Genomic DNA, 1163 nt, shown 5'->3' with positions numbered 1-1163 from the left:
CCTCGTGCCAATCCAGCACCAGCTATGTAAAGCTCACCCCGGACACCAACAGGCACAGGACGGAGCCAATCATCCAAAACATAAACCTGAGTGTTCCAAATCGGACGGCCAATAGGGGGAGGAAGTACATGTGGGCTAGGCTTGAGCAAATTAAATAAGCTGTCGCCGGTTGCTTCAGTCATTCCATAAAAATTATATAGAGTCCCGTTTGGGAATTGATTATTAAACTGCTTCTGCTGAGCCCAATTTATAGGTTCTCCACTGCTGATCCACACAGGGCTCTCAGCGATATTCTGAACTACGACTCCATCCAATAAGGAAGCCATCAAACCGGGAACCAGTGTCATGTTCACAATCCCTTCTTCGCTGGCCAGCCGAGCTATGTAGACTGGATCTCGGGATTGAAGTGAGTTGAGTATGAGAACTTCCCCTTGATGAAGAAGGGGACCCATGAGCTCTGTACTACCATCAATGAAGTTCATTGAGCTCTTCGCTAGTGAGCGATGCGCTCGATAGCGTATATTTTTACCACCCCAACTTAACCTATTTACAAGACCAAAATGCAGCCCTGCCACCCCTTTTGGCCTTCCTGTTGATCCTGACGTGTAGATCACATAGGCTGGGTTGGCGGATGTGAGAGGCTGCACTCTTTCCTTGTTGGTCGGGTTGGTGTCTTTGCACTTTTGCAAGAGATCAATTGTCTCGGGGGCATTCAGGTCGAGGAGTGCTCCGCCTTTTAGCAGCGGCTTCGTTTGCTCGCTAACCAGTGTGCAAACAGGTTTGGCATCATCGATCATGAATGCCAAACGGTCGGAGGGATAATCCGGGTCGAGGGGCAGATAGGCTGCTCCGGATTTGAGGATCGCCATAAGGCCGATCACCATTTCTAGGGAGCGTGGCAAACAAAGTGCCACGATATCCTCGGGCCCGACACCGAGCCCTATAAGGTGATGTGCCAGCTGGTTTGCTCTGGCATTGAGCTCCTGATAGGTAAGTTTTTGTTCTTCAAACACCAAAGCGACGGCATCTGGGGATGCGGTTACTTGTGCTTCAAACAGTTCCGGTAACGTCGCTTCGGGAACGGGATGGGACGTATCATTCCATTCTACCAGGATCTGATGCCGCTCCTGGTCTTCGAGAAGCTCGATAGAACCGATCGGTTG

1 protein-coding gene is annotated in these 1163 nt (G+C 50.5%); it reads right to left on the bottom strand.

Annotated elements, in window-relative coordinates; all coding sequences use genetic code 11:
* Positions 1 to 1163: AMP-binding protein (locus QO005_RS24175; protein WP_307160568.1), on the bottom strand; the 1163-nt coding region annotated here is incomplete at both ends.

This window comes from Allorhizobium paknamense, assembly GCF_030815125.1.
Taxonomy (GTDB): domain Bacteria; phylum Pseudomonadota; class Alphaproteobacteria; order Rhizobiales; family Rhizobiaceae; genus Allorhizobium; species Allorhizobium paknamense.
Note: the sequence above shows the minus strand (reverse complement) of the source record. Positions and strands in the feature narration are given on the sequence as shown.